Below are 17,471 nucleotides of genomic sequence, written 5' to 3'. Positions count from 1 at the left end.
GCGAGGTATCAGGCAAGGGTATTGCCGATTTTGTTTTTTCGGCTCCGTTTCCACTTGAAAACATAAGCGGCAACAACGGGAATCAGAGCAATAATGGATTTGAATGTCCAGCCTGAATACCATGTGCCTTCGGGAACATCGCTTGCAAGCCAAGTGAAGTATGGCCACCAGCAGGCAACCAGGCTGCCGAGGAACAGCGGCCAAATATGACGGCTTAAGTTGCGTTGCCATAAAAGGAAACAGATGGCCACCCAAACAAAAGTCAGTACGGTAATCAGGAGAATGGTGTAGGCATCTGAAATCAGGATGGCGGCAAAGTAGTAGCTGAGTCCGACCCATAATAGGGCAAGGATCAAGACGATGATTTCTTCCGGGCGTTTAAACATATTTTCTCTCTTTTATAAGACTGGCAATGCGTTAATACTATACCCTAAACAAGAAGCGATGATAAGAGTCTTTCAGACGGCCTTGTAGCCGGGTTTGCTATAATGTGCGCAATCAATTTTTTGGAAAGGACAAACCATGACGGCAAACTTTCAAGAAACGCTGAAGGCTTTGGGCAAACAGGCGAAAAAGGAAGCCGCGGAGCGGGAAGCCGAAGCGAAGGCTAAAAAGCTGGTAGAGGATGTAGATTTCAGCAAGGCGGTTGGCAAGGTTACGCCGTTGAAAAATGCCGGCAACTATTATGAACAGCCTCGTGATAAATCACCTATCAAGCCGCGACCTAAAGAAATGGCGACTTTGGAGCAGGAAGATTATTTTTATGTGGGCAACGGCGGCTGGGAAGAGCCGCCGGCTTCGTTCAGTAAAAACGGGCAGGGTAAAAATGATTTGATGCGTTTGCGAAACGGCCATTATCCCGTGGTGGCGGATGTAGATTTGCACGGCTATACGCAGGAGGAAGCGCAGCAGGTATTGAACGAATTTATTGAGTTTACGAAAAAACGCGGCGTTTGCGGAGAGATTGTCCACGGTAGTGGCTTGGGTTCTGCAGGCTATAAACCGGTTTTGAAAAATATGACGCGTCGCTGGTTGATGCAGCATCCTGATGTGTTGGCTTATGTCGAGCCTCGACAAGGCAATGATGGCGCAGTCAGGATCTTGTTGAAGCGTCAACGTCGGGACGATGATTGGAAGCAGTAAAATAAAAAAGCAGTGTCGATAAAATGACACTGCTTTTTTATGGTTGTCAGACTAAGAAGATTTCTTTTTGGAAATTGATTCGCAACCTTTTCCATTGGTCATTGCGGTTTTGAAATTATTGGCTGAATCAATATCAGTGCATTTGTAAGCATTGCCCAAACTATCCATCCAAACGGAAAGGGTATAGCCTGTTTTGGTGGGTATGGCTTTCAAACGATAGGCTCGGCTTGTACTAGCATCAATCATTTCGGCGGAGTATTTGTATTTGTCTGCCAAATCTTTATGGCCTTTATATGAGGAAATAAAGTCATCCAACTGAGTTTTAACCTCATCAGTTTTCCACTTTGGATTTTTAACCATCTGGTTTTTAAAAGCGGAATTGATGGCGACTAACTCGGCATGCGCTTGTGATTGGTAGCCGCGTTCAATGTAGCGGTTGTAAGAGGGAATGGCAATGATGCTTAGAATGGCTAAGATGGCGACGGCAATCATCATCTCAACCAGCGTAAAGCCTAGTTGTTGGGTAGAGGTGGTATTCATTTTATTATTCGCTGGCAACGTAAGACTGAAGAATGACTTGGGTATTGGCATTCTTACCCCATGCCTTGGCTGTAACACGGTAGGTAATTCGACCCTCAGTAGTTTTGCCTAAATATTCGATAATGTAGCGTGGATTGTTTGCGATGCCGCTTTTTTTATCTAAAGGATATTCCGTACCATTGGCGTCAATACACAGGTTTTTGTCGCATTTGCGCTTCCAAGCATCTACGGTTGGGCTACCCTCTTCAGTAAAATCGCCATTGGATTTTACGTTTGGTGTGGAACATAAACCTTTTTCACATTTTGCGGTAAAAGTAGTCTTTTTACCTTCAATATCAAAAATTTGATTTTCACCTTCACGCAGTGCCGCTTCTGCTAGGGTGGTTGCCAGTTTGCGGTCGGCATCATTGGTGCTGATACGCTGTTCAGTATTGTAGGACTGGGTGGCTGTGACCACGAGCAGGGCGATGACGACCATCATCATTAAGACGATAAACAAAGCATAGCCCTGCTGCCGGTCAGGTTTGATTAGAGTGATCGGTCGGCGCATACGTTTCCTCCGCGGATAGTGGCATTAATATTATAGATATCGACTTTATTGTCTTTTTCTGTTGAGGAATCAATGCTGCCGCCATTCAGTACGATTTGGATAGAAGCCGGAGATTTAGCCTCAGGTGAGATATCCAATTTATCTGCACGCACAAAGTTTTCTTCACTTGTGGCACTGGTAGATGCATTGGGCGCATCGGAACAGTTGGCATAAAAATAATGGATTTTCATAGACTCGATATCTTTAATCAGTAGCTGTGGGTTGTTCCATGAGCCATCATCAGATAATTGGAAACGGAATAAGCCGATCTCTTTGCCAAGTTTACCGACAGCGTAGGCAATTATTTCATGTTTCATGATGGCGATACTGCCGTCTTGATCAGAGTTGGTAATTTTTAAAGCCGATTTTGCCGCAGCCAAATCTTTAATTTCTGTGTGAGGTTTGGCAATACCGTAGCAGCTGCTGGCAATGGCAGTTTTTTCAGTTGAGTCTGCTTTGTCGATACCGTATTGGAACAGCAGGGCTTTGCCGGTTTGAGCAAAGCCGGTATAGCTTAATTTATTGATTTCTTTAACAGGTAACAGCTTATTAACACCGGCTGTTTTCAAGGCATATTCATCTGAGCTTTTGTCTTCTATCACTGCAGAGGCAGGAAAATTCGCCATATTGAAGCAGCCGAAATTACCTGCCATACGCGCATCGCGGACGATCATATTGGCGGCGTTGCGCAAATCTTGTTGGATACCGATACGGGCGTTAGCAGATTTGTTCAATCCGCGTGCAGTAAAGTAGGTGGAGCTGACAGCCATTAGGACGATCATGCTGAGCAGGCTGGCAACCAGAAATTCAAGGATGCTAAAACCGCGCATCGCGGTTTTATTGGGAATATGGTTGAGTAAGCGTTTATTGTTCATTGTTAGTCTCTTACGCGTGATTGGTAGGTATAGACAACGTGATGCCCCGATGTGTTGAGATTTTTTGCGCTATTTTCTTCTTCGACATCTTGCAACCATAAAACTTTCACGATGGTCGTGTCGCCTTTGCCATCGCATTTTGCGTTAAACCCATTTTCGTAAGTCGGCTCTGCACCGGAAGAATCTTTACAGATGGTCGAGAAGACTTGGGCTTCGGGAAGGGCTTTGGCTAAGTCGGCCTTAAACTGGGCAATTTGCGCCTGCGCAAGTTGCGCTTTGGTCATTTTGGCTTCAAATTTTGCAGTTTGTTTAGAGTCTGATTTGAGGTAGGCATCGTAGGATTTTTTATAACGGGTAGTTTTTTCGCCTGCAGTATCGGTTTCTTCAAAGAGCGTCGGATTAATGAGCATGCCTTCAATCAAATTTTGCGTAATTTGGGCGACTGTGGTTTGATTTTCAGACTCACGCACGTTGGATACGGTACGTAATTGAACAGCCAGAAGGGCCAGTACGCCGATAGCAAGGACAAACATGGCAATCAAAACTTCAATCAGGGTCATGCCTGATTGAAGTTTTGGAGTAAAGCTTGTTGAGCTCGTTTTCAGACGGCCTTTAAATAATCTGAGATGAGTAGGATTAGTAATGTTCATAAGATACCGTTGTTATTATTTGGAAGAGTATTCGCACATTTTGCGCTCATCGTTTTTAGCACAGATTTCGACATGCCCATTGCCATTGATTAAAAGTACGGTAGCACGGGCTTTCTTGGTTTCAGCATCGGTGGCGGATTTATCCGTCAGGCTGATTTTGATGTGGCCGTCTGAAAATTGATAATTCTTTCCATCGATTGAATGGCCAAATGTACCATTGGGAAGAAATCTCCACCAGACTTCTTTTGGAGCTGAAGCAGAGAGGGCAGAACGGTCATTGCCGATAGGGATATAGTTAAAGCTGTATTCCACTTTGTCAGTATCTCCATTAAGGATAATGGAGCGGATGGATAAATCGACAGTATCGTTTTGATAGCGTAAGTCTTCGTTTTTATCGGCGTAGGCCAACATACCATTACCGGCATATTTGGAATCGCAACCATTATTGGGCGAGCCATCGGATTTGATTTTGACCGGGCAGATGTAAACGGGAAGATTGAGACGGACGGCCTCATTTCGCGCGAAGCGCAGCAGATTGGCAATTTGCTCTGCTTGCGATGCTGCACGTCTGGAGGCAATCCATTGATTCATATTGGGAAGTGCGATGACGGCCATTACTGCTGCAATAGTAATGACGATCAGCAACTCAATTAGGGTGAAGCCTTTTTGTGTCTGATACATGAGTGATTTTTGGTAGTAATGTGTTGGGTAACTGACGTTTTCTCTTTTGCATTTGCCTGTGGCAATGCTTTTGCTTTTATTAGATTTATTTTAAACGATTTTGTAATGCGTGACTAATGAAATATGAAATTCGGTTAGTTTTTCAGACAATCTGTCTCAATCTTCCATCAACATGGATTCTGGAACATAGGCGGCATTATCAAATTTGGTAAATTGACCCATCCAAGTGAGGAATACTTTCCCGACGGGACCGTTACGGTGTTTACCGATAATACATTCCGCCAAGCCTTTTGCGGGTGATTCTGAGTTGTAGTATTCATCACGATACATAAACATAATCAAGTCGGCATCTTGTTCGATTGCGCCGGATTCACGCAAGTCGGACATCATCGGGCGTTTGTCGGTACGCTGCTCAACGGTACGGCTTAACTGCGACAGTGCAATGACGGGAACTTGCAATTCTTTGGCTAATGCTTTGAGTGAGCGGGAAATTTCGCCAAGCTCGGAAGCGCGGTTGTCAGAACGGCCGGAGCCTGACATTAATTGCAGGTAGTCGATGACGATCAAGCCCAATTTACCGTTGAACTGGCGGGCAAGACGACGGGCGCGGGCGCGCAGTTCGAGTGCAGTCAAACCCGGCGTTTCATCGATATACATGGGTGCATCGGAGAGTTTAACGACCGCCTCGTTCAGACGGCCCCAGTGTTCGTCTTGTAATCTGCCGGTTTTTAAAACGCTTTGATCCAAACGTCCGACAGAACCCAGCATACGCATAACCAGCTGCGCACCGCCCATTTCCATCGAGAATACGGCAACAGGCAGCTTGCCCTCTACGGCAACGTGTTCTGCGATGTTGATCGAAAAGGCGGTTTTACCCATGGAAGGACGGCCTGCGACGATGATCAAATCGCCCGGTTGGAGGCCTGATGTTTTTTTATCGAGGTCGATAAAGCCTGTCGATATACCGGTTACTTCATCAGGATTGTCGCGCGAATAAAGCATATCGATGCGCTCGACCACTTCTTTCAAAAGGTCGGGCATCTCAAGGAAGCCTTGTTTGGATTTGGCGGTACTTTCGGCAATTTGGAATACTTTGTTTTCCGCCTCGTCCAAAAGCTGACCTGCATCGCGCCCTTGTGGATTGTATGCGCTACGCGCAATTTCCGTGCCGACTTCGGCAAGCTGGCGCATGATGGAACGTTCTCGCACGATTTCGGCGTAGCGGCGGATATTGGCAGCGGATGGCGTGTTTTGCGCCAGTGTAATCAGATAGTTGAATCCGCCTGCTGCTTCCAATTCTTCATTGCGTTCCAAACTTTCTTGAACGGTAATGACGTCGGCAGGGCGGCTTTCGTTAATCAGGTTGGCAATGGCACGAAAAATCAGGCGGTGTTCGTGGCGGTAGAAATCCTCGCCGGAAACGACATCGGCAATACGGTCCCAAGCAGAATTTTCCAGCATCAGGCCGCCCAATACGGATTGCTCCGCTTCTGTGGAATGTGGCGGCAGTGATAATGCGCTGATTTCACGGTCTTCAGACGGCATATCGGAATAATTGCTCATGACGGGCATCTCTGGCTGGAAAATTGTAATCCGCTATTATAACGCAGTGTAAGTTCAATTGGTTTGTTTAGGCTAAAGCAGGTAAAATAGCTATGTTGTCAATATGACGACGTACACTACCAAAATATAAATATCAATAATTAGGAGCATAAAAATGGAACACAAGCTGCCACAATTGCCTTATGAACTGGATGCGTTATCTCCCCATCTGACCAAAGAAACTTTGGAGTTTCACTACGGCAAACACCATCAAACTTACATCACCAATTTGAACAATCAAATCAAAGGCACTGAGTTTGAAGAAATGCCTTTGGAAGAAATCGTGAAAAAATCTTCCGGCGGTATGTTCAACAACGCTGCCCAAACTTGGAACCACACTTTCTACTGGCTGGGCTTTACCCCTAAAGGCCAAGGCAAACCTGCCGGCGAATTGGCTGCAGCCATCGACGCCAAATGGGGCAGCTTCGAGAAATTTCAAGAAGCGTTCAATGCTTGCGCGGCCGGTACTTTCGGCTCCGGTTGGGCATGGTTGGTGAAAACACCTGCCGGTGAATTGGATCTGGTTTCTACTTCCAATGCAGGTACTCCGCTGACTACTGAAAACACTCCGCTGTTGACTTGCGACGTATGGGAACACGCCTACTACATCGACTACCGCAACAGCCGTCCTAACTACCTGAAAGGTTTCTGGGAAATTGTTAACTGGGATGAAGTTGCCAAACGCTTCGCCGCATAAAACGATATGAGTGAAAAGGCCGTCTGAAAATTTTTCAGACGGCCTGAAACCTTTGAACAATTAGCAGTACGTGCAATGGCCGCCCTTTACGATACATCAATCGGGCGCTAATATTTTAGTGGTATCGCATGGTCATACCCTGCGGCTTTTATTGTCCTTACTAGGCGGAGCGACTTGGGAAAACCATCGTGATGAGGGTAAATCCGTGTCATTGTTGCATACTTCAATCAGTATTGTGAAATATGATAGTGAAAGCGGTTTTCATATTGAGCAGCTTAACGATGTGGCTCATTTACAATGATCACACCCATTCATCAATAATAAAAAAGTGGGCATTTTACCCACCTTTTTTGCCATTAGCCGAATACTTTTTCTAAGTGTGCTTGGTAGTCTGCTAAGTATTGTTCCACTTGTGGATTTTTAATCACATCGTTACATAAGAATGTCGGCAGACGGGTCAAACCGATGAACTCATTGAGTTTGTGGAAGTGCATATACAACGCATCCACGCCTTTGCCTTCGAAAAAATCGCCTTCTCGGGTGAAGGCCTCAATCGGCGCATTCCAAGTAAGCGAGAGCATGTTTTTTTGCCTTGCAACAAACCACCTGTGCCGTAGCCTTCTATCGGATTGACACGATGGCGGCCATCACTGTGGTAAAGCTTGCCGTGTCCGGCAGTTAATACTTCGTCTATGTATTTTTTCACTGTCCAAGGTTCGTGCATCCACCAGCCTGGCATTTGCCAAATCACGGCATCCATCCACAAGAATTTTTCGATTTCTGCTTCAACATCATAGCCCGCATTAATCACGGTTTCTTGTACATTGTGTCCAAGTGCGGTCAAAACTTCTTTCGCTTTTTTGTGAAGCGTATGGTTCAACTCACCATGCGAATGACCAAACTCTTTTCTACCGTCTAGTAATAAAATATTCATCTTTTTGCCCCTAAAATAAATAATTATAAAAATGGGGCTATCATTATGCCTTTTTACTGCATCTTTATCACTGTAAGTTTAGATTCTTTAAAAGGTTATGTAGGAACTGGACAGCAGGTGGGAAAAACTGAAATTGGGCTTCCTGGTTCTAAAGAAAGGGTGAACTTCAATAAAAATATCGGTATTTATATCGATCCTGTTACAGGAAATCAAACCCCAACAACTATGGGGATTATTCATTATAGTAAAAATGGATATCATGTAGTTCCGGCTAAACCAAAGGAATAATAGTCTATGAATAATGACATTATAAGATTAAGAATTGTTACCCAAAATGCCTTGATAGGTAAAATTACCAAAGAGGTTAGAGGTGTTTATGTAAGAATCAATGAAAATTGTATAAGTATTTATATCGTTATTGATGGAGATATCTCTACCTATTGGAATGAAGAGATTTATAAAATTGGTACAGATATTATTTCTAATTTTGGTGAGGATTATACTATTGATGAGAATTTAGTTAGGATTGATTACCCTAAATATTTATCTTTTGATAATTATATATGTGTATATAAGCGCCATGAAAAATATGAATAAGATTGGAACTATTTATTTATGACAAGGATTTAAAAAGAATTAAGGATTAATAATGTTTGGTATTTTCTTTAAAGATAAAGGTACATCTTTTGATAATGGATATGGGATGCATATTTTGGCTTCAATCTCTTTAGGTGAATATGTAGAAGAATTACATATTCCAATAGACTATTGGGGTATTGAAGAATATAAAAATAGCTGGGCTACATCTATAGCTGATGGGATAGAAAAAAAGCAACATTCAGTACTTATTACATCTATGCATGAGCCAGAATCTTTAAATTTTATTTCTACATGGATTATTTATTATGATGGGGAAATTTCTTATAAAAGTGCATTCACCTACCAATAGACGCAAGTCATTTTGTAGTAATTTTGGTGCGCCACCCAAATATCCTTTCCCCGAACTGCGATTATTTGCCGAATTTTATGCATACTGTTCAACAACTCCCTGAAAATGCCCTTACTACGCGTTTGAATTTTTTCCGCCAATACGGTCAACTTGAGACTTTTGCAAAGGTCTCGGCCTTTTTGTCGATATTGGCGTGAAGAAATGGTTTAGATGAATGTTTTTTCTGTCTGATGCGCAAAATTATCATGGAGCAGAAAAAAGGATAAACGGGAGATTATGCTAAAATATTGTCAACAATTTTCTGATTCCGCATGATATGGAATCAGCGTTTGACACACATAGACAAGAGGATTTTATGAAATTTCTAGACCGTGAGGCGACCATTGCCAAACCCGGCTTTAATCGTTGGCTGGTACCGCCTGCCGCTTTGGCCGTGCATCTTGCCATCGGGCAGATATACGCTTATTCCGTGTTTAATGCGCCGCTGACCAAGCTTATCGGTATTACTGAGTCGGCTGCAGGAGATTGGAAGCTGACCACGGTCGGTTGGATTTTCAGTATTGCCTTGGCGATGTTGGGCGCGTCTGCGGCCATGTTCGGTACATGGATGGAGCGCGTTGGGCCGCGTAAGGCGATGTTTGTTGCCGCCTGCTGTTTTAGTTTGGGCTTTTTTGTGTCGGCTATTGGCGTTCATACGCACAATCTGTTTTTGCTTTATTTGGGTAACGGTGTGATTGGTGGGGTTGGTTTGGGCTTGGGCTATATCGGGCCTGTATCGACTTTGATGAAATGGTTTCCCGATAAACCGGGTATGGCGACAGGCTTGGCGATTATGGGTTTTGGTGGTGGCGCGATGCTGGCCTCGCCTTTATCCGTGTCGCTGATGAATTTTTTCTCCAGTGAAACTTCAGTTGGCGTAGCGCAGGCTTTTGTCGTTTTAGGATTGTTTTATTTGGTGTTGATGATGTTCGGCGCGTTTACGATCCGTGTACCTGCCGATGGCTGGAAACCTAAAGGTTATGTTGCGCCGAAAAACAAAAGCAAATTGGTCAGCAGTAATCATGTCAATGTCTCACAAGCCATGAAAACGCCGCAATTCTGGCTCTTGTTTTGGGTGTTGTGCTTGAACGTGACAGCGGGTATCGGCGTTCTAGGTCAGGCTTCCGTCATGATTCAGGAGCTTTTTTCCGAGGCATCTGTAGGAAAACAAGCGGCAATTGGTGCGGGTGCGGCGGCAGGTTTTGTGAGTCTGTTGAGTCTGTTTAATATGGGCGGCCGCTTTTTGTGGTCCAGCGTGTCCGACAAAATTGGCCGTAAAAATACTTATACTATTTTCTTTGTGCTCGGCTCGCTGTTGTATTTTGCCATTCCGTCGATTGGCGAGAGCGGTAACAAGGCTTTGTTTGTCATTGGTTTCTGCGTCATCATTTCCATGTATGGCGGCGGTTTTGCAGCCATTCCGGCGTATTTGAAGGATTTGTTCGGCACTTATCAAGTCGGGGCAATACACGGCAGGATTTTGCTGGCATGGTCAACTGCGGCTGTTATTGGCCCGGTGTTGGTCAACTATATCCGCCAAAGCCAAATTGAAAGTGGCGTTCCGGCTGCTGAAGCTTATAGCATTACCATGTACATCATGGCAGGTTTGTTGATTGTTGGTTTGTTGTGTAATTTGAGTGTCCGTTCTGTTCATGAAAAGCATCACGAGAAAGACATTAAGGTCGCGGCACATAGTGGCAATCCCGATGATGAAACCGCTGTATCCGATGCTTATCTGATCAGCAAGAAAGTATCAGCGGGCGGTATCGGCGTATGGTGGCGTTGGGCTTTGGTCTGCATTCCTTTGGGCTATGGCGTCATTATGGTGTTTGTTAAAGCCTTAAGTTTGTTTAATTGATTGTTGAAAATTAGAGGCCGTCTGAAAGTTTCAGACGGCCTTTTAAAATATTAAGCAACTAATCTTTTGATACGCTGATGGTATGTTTGATGTGTTTTAAATTCGCAACGATGGTAAAAGTCATCATCACCAGTAAAGCCCATGAACTCCATTTGCTGATGTGTACCGATGCCCACGCGCCGATTTGGTTGGGATAGCGCCAAACGCCGAATAGGGTTCCCAAATTTTCCGCCAGCCAAATAAAAAATCCGATCAGGACGAAAGCGAGCAGGAGCGGCATTTTGCGAGTGGTGTCATAGGGCGTGTATAAGACCGTTGTCCGGGCATATAGGCCGAGAGCGAAAGCAGCAAGATACCAGCGATAGTCGCCGATATAGTGATGGGTGAAGAAATTGATATAAATCGCCAGTGCGCACAAAGTACCCAACCAATACGGCGGATGGCTTTTGATTTTTAAGTCAAACAGCCGCCATGCTTGAATGATATAGCTGCCGACTGCGGCATACATAAAGCCTGCAAACAGCGGTACGCCGCCGATTTTGGTATAAGCCTCATCCGGATAGCTCCATGATTGGATATCGCCTGATGTCTTGAACCACTCTAAAGCAAAGCCCACCAAGTGAAACAGCGTAATCGATTTCACTTCATCCCAAGTTTCTAGCTTGAAATACAGCATGGCTGCTTGTATGGAGATGGCAAAAATCAGCAGCAGGTCGTAGCGCGAAATTCCCAACAAGCCTGTTTTCGGAACGAGGAACATGGCAATGAAAAACAAGCCTGCAAATAAGCAGGCTCGTGCTTCTTTCAAACCGAAAAACCAAAATTCAACGATAAAGCGTCGCCAACCATGCAAATCCTTGCGTTTGGGATGTTCAGTCAGCCAAGTATCCAGTTTGCCCAACATATTTTCAGACGGCCTCTTTATCTTGAAAATGTTTTAGGCAGATTGAATCGGAATAACGCGGTTTTGCTTACGTTTTGCGCCACCTTCGCAATAGTTGGTTTTGACATAATCTTCAACGATTTGTAAAAACTCGGCAGCGATATTGTCGCCTTTGAGGGTAACTTTCCGTTCGCCGTCTACATAAACCGGCGCAACCGGTGTTTCGCCTGTACCTGGCAGGCTGATACCGATATCGGCAAGTTTGCTTTCGCCCGGGCCATTGACTACGCAACCCATTACGGCAACGTTCAATGATTCAACGCCTGGATACTCAGTGCGCCAAATAGTCATTTTTTGACGTAAATAGTTTTGTACGTCTTGCGCCAATTCTTGGAATACGGTACTGGTGGTACGGCCGCAACCCGGGCAGGCTGTAACCATTGGCGTAAAGGAGCGTAAGCCCATGGTTTGCAGGATTTCCTGACCGACAATGACTTCTTGTGTACGTGGGGAGCCAGGTTCGGGCGTAAGGGAAATTCGAATGGTGTCGCCGATACCTTCTTGCAACAATACGGACAAAGCTGCGGTGGAAGCCACAATGCCTTTGCTACCCATGCCCGCCTCGGTCAGGCCGAGATGGAGCGGGTAACGGCAACGGCTGCCTAATTCGTGGTAAACCTGAATCAAGTCTTGTACGGCGCTGACCTTGCACGACAAAATGATTTTGTCTTCAGGCAAGCCCAAAGCCACGGCTTTTTCTGCCGATTCCAGCGCCGAAACAATCAAAGCCTCTTTCATGATTTCTTCAGGCGGCTTCGGTGTGGCAGAAGCTAGGTTGGCATCCATCATACGTTTGGCAAGGCTTTGATCAAGCGAACCCCAGTTCACACCGATGCGTACGGCTTTATTGTTTTCTGCCGCTGTACGAATCATAAAGGCAAATTTCTCATCGCCTTTTGCGCCTTTACCGACATTGCCTGGGTTGATGCGGTATTTAGACAGGGCCTTGCCGCACTCAGGAAATTCGGCCAATAAGCGTTCGCCATTGAAATGGAAGTCGCCGATCAGGGGCGTGGTGTAGCCCATATCGTCTAAGCGGCTGCGGATTTCGGCTACTTTGGAAGCCGCTTCAGGAGTATTAACCGTGATACGGACCATTTCTGAGCCGGCATCGCTCAACTCTTTGACCTGTCGGGCTGTTGCTTCTGCATCTGCGGTGTCGGTATTGGTCATAGATTGCACAACAACGGGCGCATCGGAGCCGATGATGAGATGGTCAATTTTGACTTGATGTGTCTGACGGCGTTTAGGTGTGGTCATTTTAGTTTTTTCCTGCAACAAAAGAGGCGGATTTTTCACCGGCAACACGGTATTTCAAAGGTTCGATAGGTGTGCCGCCGTAATTGGCTTCCGAGCCGGCTGCAATACCGATCCAAACATTGTAAGGTGCGCCGCCTCTCAGACGTTGTTCGCTTCCGGCTGGAACGATACGGCTGAATACAACTTTTCCATCTTTGTCTGCAATAATCAGATTGCTTCGGTATTGGACTTTAATCCAAAGTTCGTCTTTCTCAACTTTGACAGCAGGTTTCTCTTCTTGTACGGCGGCGGAAGCTGCTGAGGCTGCTTGATCATTGGCCACTTCAGGCTTATTGGTGATTTCTTTTTTGCCGTCTTCCGTCATTTCGCTAACGGCAACATTATCCGTTTTTAAGGCAGGCGTTTTCATCGTATCAGCAACATCTTTGCTGTTTTGAATATTTGCCTGTTCGTTTTCAAAACTGGATTTGCTTTGCCAAAAGTAAACGCCGCCTACAGCCAAAGCCAATGCGGCTATCCCCAATATCCATTTTGGGAAGCCCTGCTTTTCAGTATCTGTGAAGCTTAAGCCGGAGTTGGTGCTGCGTGTTACCGCGTATACATGGTCTTCAAGTTGCGGAGTAATGGAGCGCAAATGTTTGGCGATGATTTGTTCGTCGATTTTCAGAAATCGTGCATATGAACGCAGATAACCTGAAACAAAGACTAAACCGGGAAAGCCGGAATATTCCCCTTTTTCCAAAGCATCAATTTGTTCGGTAGACAGTTTCAAACGTGAAGCAACATCTTGAATATCGATTTTGGCATCAGTTCTGTGTTTGCGTAATTCATCCCCCAATGTTTTGGCGGCTTGTGTGTCGTAGTTGATTTTATCGTTATTTTCCATTTATTGGCCTGTTGTGACGGTTTGTAGTTCGTCTGAATAAGGGAAGTTTGCCCTAAGTTGGGCTTCGTATTCGTATGCGGCGTGTTTATTACCCAAGGCGGTAGCCAAACGCCAGCCTAAAAGCAAATCGTCAGCCTGCAGGACATCAACTTTGCTTTGGTATTGGCGGAAATAATAGTCGGCATCGTTCAGATTGCCTGCCATCATTTTGGTTCGGGCAAGTTCTTTGAAAGCAGGGAAGAATTGCGGATTTGCTGCTAAAGACCTTTCCAAATAGGCTTGGGCTAAAGAGTATTGACCTAACCTTGCGCTGCAAATGCCTTTATTCATATTGGCAATAAAGGGGCTTGGGTAGGTTGGGTCGGCCAGTGCTTTGTCAAAATAAGCCAAAGATTCGGCCGGTGCATTCATTTGATTGCACAAGAACCAACCGTAGTTGTTGTTGACTTCCGCACTATCAGGTTTTAAAGACAATGCTTTAAGAAAGCTTTCTTGAGCTTTGTCTTTGACTTTCAAATACTGATAAATCTCGGCGCGTACCAACCAAGCAAGGTCATTTTTGGAATTGGACTTAAGCGCCTCTTCGATACTTTCAGTAGCTTGGCGGTAGTTTTGGCCGCGCATATATTCCACAGCCAGTTGGGTTTTGATATTAGAAACTTGAATGGCACGTTCTTTAGGGCTTGGGCCGGAAGAGGAAGCGCAGGCAGAAAGAGTCAGTGCGGTAAGTAAAGCGAATCCGAACTTGATTTTCATAATTAACCTTATTGTTCGACCAAAATCTGTTGCCATTTTTGTTGGCGGCGTGTTTTATCTTGTACTTGTCCGGCCAATTGTCCGCAAGCGGCATCGATATCGTCGCCGCGGGTTTTGCGGACAGTAACGACAAAGCCGGCTTGTTGCAGAATATCGCGGAAGACACGGATATTTTCATTGGTAGAACGTTCGTAGCCGGAATTTGGGAAAGGATTGAACGGAATCAGATTGAATTTGCATGGTACGTCTTTAACCAATTCAATCAATTCGCGTGCATGTTGTGCTTTATCATTGATACCGTCGAGCATAACGTATTCAAAGGTAATAAAGTCACGGGGGGCTTTGACCAGATAACGTTGACAGGCCGCCATCAATTCTTTGAGCGGGTATTTTTTGTTGAGAGGAACAATCTGATCGCGCACTTCATCGTTGGATGCGTGTAAAGATACAGCCAAAGCAACAGGCATTGCATCACGCAGTCTGTCCATTTGTGGAACCATGCCCGAAGTGGAAACGGTCACGCGACGGCGGCTCAAGCCGTAGCCATGATCATCCAACATAATACTCAAGGCAGTAACAACATTGTCAAAGTTTGCCATAGGCTCGCCCATACCCATCATCACCACGTTGGAGATAACGCGTTCGTTTTTAGGGGTAACACCCATGGCTTTATTGGCCCACCAAAGCTGACCGATAATTTCAGCGGCAGTCAGGTTGCGGTTGAAACCCTGTCGTCCGGTAGAGCAGAAAGTGCATTCCAATGCGCAACCTACTTGGGAAGAGATGCACAAAGTACCGCGTTCGGCTTCGGGAATAAAGACGGTTTCTACACCGTTGCCCGTGCCGACATCCAGCAACCATTTGCGTGTGCCATCAGTAGATTCTTGTGCCATCATTAATTTAGGCACTTCGATTGTGGCTTGTTCATTCAACTTGGCACGCAATGATTTGGCCAAGTCAGTCATTTCTTCAAAGTTTTGTGCACCGGCTTGATGCATCCAACGCATGACTTGTTTGGCGCGGAAAGGTTTCTCACCCATTTCGGCAAAGTGTTGCGTCAGTCCATTTAAATCGTAATTCAGTAGATTGGTTTTCATGTATTTTTATGTTTCTCAATAAAGCTTTTAAAGTAAAGAGGCTTATCGGTCAGCTTTGCTTTAAAAGCCTTTAGGGTTTCAGACGGCCTGTCATTTGCAGGGCATACAAAGCACTTTTGCCGTCCGATATGGAATCGGACGGCCGTAAAGCGGCTACAGGCTTTTTGCTTTTATCGTGGGCAGATTTCGCTTTGGCTGAAAAAGTAGGCGATTTCAATCGCAGCATTTTCCACGCTGTCAGAACCGTGTACAGCATTAACACTGACAGATTCTGCAAAGTCGGCACGGATTGTGCCCGGAGCTGCATCGGCTGGATTGGTTGCGCCCATCAATTCGCGATTTTTGGCAACGGCGTTTTCACCTTCCAATACTTGAATCATAACAGGATTGCGAGTCATGAATTTAACCAAGTCTTCATAAAAAGGGCGGTCTTTGTGTACAGCATAAAACTCTTTTGCTTCGCGCTCAGACAGATGTTTCATTTTCGCCGCAATAATGCGCAAGCCGTTTTCTTCAAAGCGGCTGTAAATCTTGCCGATGACGTTTTTTTCTACTGCATCGGGTTTGATGATGGAAATCGTACGTTCGATGGCCATGTTATGTCCTTGTTTTTATTAATAGGTGAGTTGCCGTAGCCAAGAGGCGAGGGAAGTGTATTCTACCAAATTTCGCCCCTTTTTGGGAAAGGCATTATTTGCTTAAAGTCAGGTGTGGTTGTTCCAAATAGACTTCGGATTGCATTTCGATCATACGGCTGGCTGTACGGGTAAATTCCTCGGCGAAATCGCCTTCGACATAAATATCGTTTACGCCAACTGCACTGGTGGCGCACAATTTCACACGGAAATCATATAAAACGTCAATTAACCATGTCAGACGGCGTGCTTCTGCTTTTTCTTGCGGGGTTAGACGTTCTAATCCTGAAAGGAAAACCATCTCATAATGTTCGGCTAAATACAGATAGTCAGCTTGTGAACGCGGGCCAAAACATAATGCGCGGAAATCAAACCAGATGGCGCGTTCTGACTGGGCTTTGTGAGGAATTTCTCGTCCATGAATAATGCTGATGCCTGGGTTTAATTCAGAGATTCCGCTCATTTCCTTAAATAAAGCAGCCAGTTTTTGCTCGTTCTCTTCATTATTGGGGACAAAGAAAATTTCGGCAGGACGCAAGGTACGCAATCGGTAATCTTCGCCGCCATCCACATTTAAAACGGTCAGGTTGGACTCGATAAGGGCGATGGTTGGGAGAAAGCTGCTGCGGTTTTGACCTTGAGGATAGAGTTCGGATGGGGCGTAGTTGGAAGTGGCTACCAAGACTACACCTTCACTCAACAGGTTTTCCAGTAAACGGCCCAAAATCATGGCATCGGCAATATCACTAACGTGAAACTCGTCAAAGCATAATACACGTGTTTCTTTGGCAATTTCTGTTGCAACGGCTTTTAAAGGGTTAGCTTCGCTTTTCAAGACTTTAAGGCGTTGATGGATTTCGGCCATGAAGGCATGGAAATGCACGCGACGCTTACGACGATAGGGAAGACAGCCGAAAAAAGCATCCATCAAAAAGCTTTTACCGCGTCCTACGCCGCCATAAAAATAGAGTCCTTTAGGTACTTGAGGGGAACGCAAGCTACGGCCGAGAAAACGGTTGCGTTTGCGTTTGAACATCATCAGCTCGGTCCACAAACGATCCAAATATTCAATGGCTCGCGCTTGGGCTTCGTCGCGGATGAAGTTGGGCTGTTCGGCTGCAGCCTGATACCAAGTCAATGGGCTGTGGTTTTCAAATGGAGGTGGTGTGAATAGTTGGTCTCTATTGCTCATGTGTAACCTTTATTATGCTTTACTGGCGATAGTTGAAACATCATCCACAATAGTTTGGACAGTAGTTGGAATGATGTTTTCATTACAGAATAGTCGGTCTATTATAAATGATTTCAGACGGCCTGCGTTTTTTGCAAAAGCATTG

21 protein-coding genes and 1 pseudogene are annotated in these 17,471 nt (G+C 45.2%); 7 read left to right on the top strand and 15 right to left on the bottom strand.

Features of this window, described 5'->3' with window-relative positions; genetic code table 11:
* Positions 1-8: 8 nt before the first annotated feature.
* Positions 9-386: a hypothetical protein gene (locus ACTHSA_RS03960; RefSeq protein ID WP_004519804.1), complete on the bottom strand. Its 378-nt coding sequence runs from the start codon at positions 384-386 to the stop codon at positions 9-11.
* A 136-nt stretch (positions 387-522) separates the two neighbouring features.
* On the opposite strand from ACTHSA_RS03960, the gene ACTHSA_RS03955 reads away from it, so the two are divergent.
* A complete protein-coding gene (locus ACTHSA_RS03955; RefSeq protein ID WP_004519803.1) occupies positions 523-1,143 on the top strand; it encodes a Smr/MutS family protein in 621 nt (206 codons plus the stop codon).
* Positions 1,144-1,194: 51 nt separating this feature from the next.
* Here ACTHSA_RS03955 and ACTHSA_RS03950 read toward each other — a convergent pair whose 3' ends face one another.
* From ACTHSA_RS03950 to dnaB, 6 genes are all read right to left on the bottom strand, one after another.
* A complete protein-coding gene (locus ACTHSA_RS03950) occupies positions 1,195-1,683 on the bottom strand; it encodes a PilX family type IV pilin (protein ID WP_004519802.1) in 489 nt (162 codons plus the stop codon).
* Between the two features lie 4 nt (positions 1,684-1,687).
* Entirely contained in the window at positions 1,688-2,233 is a 546-nt protein-coding gene (locus ACTHSA_RS03945) for a pilus assembly PilX family protein (RefSeq protein WP_004519801.1), read from the bottom strand.
* Positions 2,212-3,147: a PilW family protein gene (locus ACTHSA_RS03940; RefSeq protein ID WP_004519800.1), complete on the bottom strand. Its 936-nt coding sequence runs from the start codon at positions 3,145-3,147 to the stop codon at positions 2,212-2,214. The genes ACTHSA_RS03945 and ACTHSA_RS03940 overlap by 22 nt, the downstream gene beginning before the upstream one ends.
* Before the next feature lie 2 nt (positions 3,148-3,149).
* Positions 3,150-3,797, bottom strand: coding sequence for a type IV pilus modification protein PilV (gene pilV / locus ACTHSA_RS03935; RefSeq protein WP_198400584.1), 648 nt, complete (start codon positions 3,795-3,797; stop codon positions 3,150-3,152).
* Between the two features lie 15 nt (positions 3,798-3,812).
* Positions 3,813-4,478 carry a pilus assembly FimT family protein gene (locus ACTHSA_RS03930; protein WP_004519798.1) on the bottom strand — a complete coding sequence of 222 codons (666 nt, stop codon included), beginning with the start codon at positions 4,476-4,478 and terminating at the stop codon, positions 3,813-3,815.
* 156 nt (positions 4,479-4,634) lie between these two features.
* The gene (gene dnaB / locus ACTHSA_RS03925; protein WP_036490624.1) at positions 4,635-6,041 is read right to left on the bottom strand and encodes a replicative DNA helicase; all 1,407 of its coding nucleotides are present in this window, start codon (positions 6,039-6,041) and stop codon (positions 4,635-4,637) included.
* Positions 6,042-6,195: 154 nt separating this feature from the next.
* On the opposite strand from dnaB, the gene ACTHSA_RS03920 reads away from it, so the two are divergent.
* Together ACTHSA_RS03920 and ACTHSA_RS03915 are read left to right on the top strand one after the other, a co-directional pair.
* Positions 6,196-6,777: a superoxide dismutase gene (locus ACTHSA_RS03920; RefSeq protein ID WP_003683473.1), complete on the top strand. Its 582-nt coding sequence runs from the start codon at positions 6,196-6,198 to the stop codon at positions 6,775-6,777.
* 70 nt (positions 6,778-6,847) lie between these two features.
* The gene (locus ACTHSA_RS03915) at positions 6,848-7,078 is read left to right on the top strand and encodes a histidine phosphatase family protein (RefSeq protein WP_198400583.1); all 231 of its coding nucleotides are present in this window, start codon (positions 6,848-6,850) and stop codon (positions 7,076-7,078) included.
* 55 nt (positions 7,079-7,133) lie between these two features.
* On the opposite strand, the pseudogene ACTHSA_RS03910 reads toward ACTHSA_RS03915, so the two are convergent.
* A pseudogene (locus tag ACTHSA_RS03910) lies at positions 7,134-7,711 on the bottom strand (NAD(P)H-dependent oxidoreductase).
* Between the two features lie 45 nt (positions 7,712-7,756).
* Between ACTHSA_RS03910 and ACTHSA_RS03905 the strand changes: the two are divergent.
* From ACTHSA_RS03905 to ACTHSA_RS03890, 4 genes are all read left to right on the top strand, one after another.
* Complete coding sequence (locus ACTHSA_RS03905; RefSeq protein ID WP_004519793.1) at positions 7,757-7,999, top strand: polymorphic toxin type 50 domain-containing protein; 243 nt, start codon at positions 7,757-7,759, stop codon at positions 7,997-7,999.
* A 6-nt stretch (positions 8,000-8,005) separates the two neighbouring features.
* On the top strand, positions 8,006-8,308 hold the full coding sequence (locus tag ACTHSA_RS03900; RefSeq protein WP_004519792.1) for a hypothetical protein: 303 nt from the start codon (positions 8,006-8,008) through the stop codon (positions 8,306-8,308).
* Between the two features lie 52 nt (positions 8,309-8,360).
* Positions 8,361-8,660 carry a hypothetical protein gene (locus ACTHSA_RS03895; RefSeq protein WP_004519791.1) on the top strand — a complete coding sequence of 100 codons (300 nt, stop codon included), beginning with the start codon at positions 8,361-8,363 and terminating at the stop codon, positions 8,658-8,660.
* A 355-nt stretch (positions 8,661-9,015) separates the two neighbouring features.
* A complete protein-coding gene (locus ACTHSA_RS03890) occupies positions 9,016-10,557 on the top strand; it encodes an L-lactate MFS transporter (RefSeq protein WP_039862148.1) in 1,542 nt (513 codons plus the stop codon).
* Between the two features lie 58 nt (positions 10,558-10,615).
* Here ACTHSA_RS03890 and ACTHSA_RS03885 read toward each other — a convergent pair whose 3' ends face one another.
* The 7 genes from ACTHSA_RS03885 to zapE all read right to left on the bottom strand — a co-directional run bounded on the left by ACTHSA_RS03885 (position 10,616) and on the right by zapE (position 17,326).
* On the bottom strand, positions 10,616-11,461 hold the full coding sequence (locus ACTHSA_RS03885; RefSeq protein WP_004519788.1) for a DUF817 domain-containing protein: 846 nt from the start codon (positions 11,459-11,461) through the stop codon (positions 10,616-10,618).
* Positions 11,462-11,494: 33 nt separating this feature from the next.
* Positions 11,495-12,760, bottom strand: coding sequence for a flavodoxin-dependent (E)-4-hydroxy-3-methylbut-2-enyl-diphosphate synthase (gene ispG / locus ACTHSA_RS03880; protein ID WP_070625379.1), 1,266 nt, complete (start codon positions 12,758-12,760; stop codon positions 11,495-11,497).
* Position 12,761: 1 nt separating this feature from the next.
* Positions 12,762-13,646: a helix-turn-helix domain-containing protein gene (locus ACTHSA_RS03875; RefSeq protein WP_049336589.1), complete on the bottom strand. Its 885-nt coding sequence runs from the start codon at positions 13,644-13,646 to the stop codon at positions 12,762-12,764.
* Positions 13,647-14,402 carry a type IV pilus biogenesis/stability protein PilW gene (pilW, locus tag ACTHSA_RS03870; protein WP_004519786.1) on the bottom strand — a complete coding sequence of 252 codons (756 nt, stop codon included), beginning with the start codon at positions 14,400-14,402 and terminating at the stop codon, positions 13,647-13,649.
* Between the two features lie 8 nt (positions 14,403-14,410).
* On the bottom strand, positions 14,411-15,499 hold the full coding sequence (gene rlmN / locus ACTHSA_RS03865) for a 23S rRNA (adenine(2503)-C(2))-methyltransferase RlmN (RefSeq protein WP_003683577.1): 1,089 nt from the start codon (positions 15,497-15,499) through the stop codon (positions 14,411-14,413).
* Between the two features lie 170 nt (positions 15,500-15,669).
* On the bottom strand, positions 15,670-16,095 hold the full coding sequence (ndk, locus tag ACTHSA_RS03860) for a nucleoside-diphosphate kinase (RefSeq protein ID WP_004519785.1): 426 nt from the start codon (positions 16,093-16,095) through the stop codon (positions 15,670-15,672).
* Between the two features lie 94 nt (positions 16,096-16,189).
* Positions 16,190-17,326, bottom strand: a complete 1,137-nt coding sequence (gene zapE, locus ACTHSA_RS03855; protein WP_049333700.1) for a cell division protein ZapE — start codon at positions 17,324-17,326, stop codon at positions 16,190-16,192.
* Between the last annotated feature and the right edge of the window lie 145 nt (positions 17,327-17,471).

Origin of the sequence: Neisseria sp. P0008.S002 (genome assembly GCF_051962805.1) — a bacterium.
Taxonomy (GTDB): Bacteria; Pseudomonadota; Gammaproteobacteria; order Burkholderiales; family Neisseriaceae; genus Neisseria; species Neisseria perflava.
This window is presented reverse-complemented; position numbering and strand designations above follow the sequence as displayed.